Genomic DNA, 370 nt, shown 5'->3' with positions numbered 1-370 from the left:
GGGCAGGGACAGCACCATGGTCAGGCCGCCGCCCGGCGTGTCCTCCGGGGCGGGTGTGCCGTCCATGGCTTCGGTCAGCCCCCGGGACAGGGCCAGGCCCAGGCCGAGCCCGGTCGTGTTGTCGGTGTCGCCGAGACGCTGGAAGGGTTCGAAGAGCCGGTCGCGGCCGGTGGGGGGCAGTCCGGGGCCCCGGTCCACGACCCGCAGTTCGACCCGGCCCGCGTGGGTGCTGGCGGCCACGAGCACCTTGGCCCCGGGCGGAGTGTGGCGGGCGGCGTTGCCGACGATTTTGGCGATCACCCCCTCCCGCAGCGGCGGGTCGGCCCGCCCCCCCCGGGACCCCCCCCAGGCCCCGACCCCGGCCCCCGGC

General features: G+C 78.1%; 1 protein-coding gene. It reads right to left on the bottom strand.

Features of this window, described 5'->3' with window-relative positions:
• Positions 1-370 (bottom strand): sensor histidine kinase (locus TN53_RS42960; RefSeq protein WP_234441876.1); only part of this gene is annotated, 370 nt, incomplete at both ends.

The sequence above is a fragment of the Streptomyces sp. WM6386 genome (assembly GCF_000972385.1).
Classification (GTDB): Bacteria; Actinomycetota; Actinomycetes; order Streptomycetales; family Streptomycetaceae; genus Streptomyces.
The sequence above is the reverse complement of the archived record's forward strand: the minus strand, read 5'-3'. Positions and strand labels throughout refer to the sequence as shown.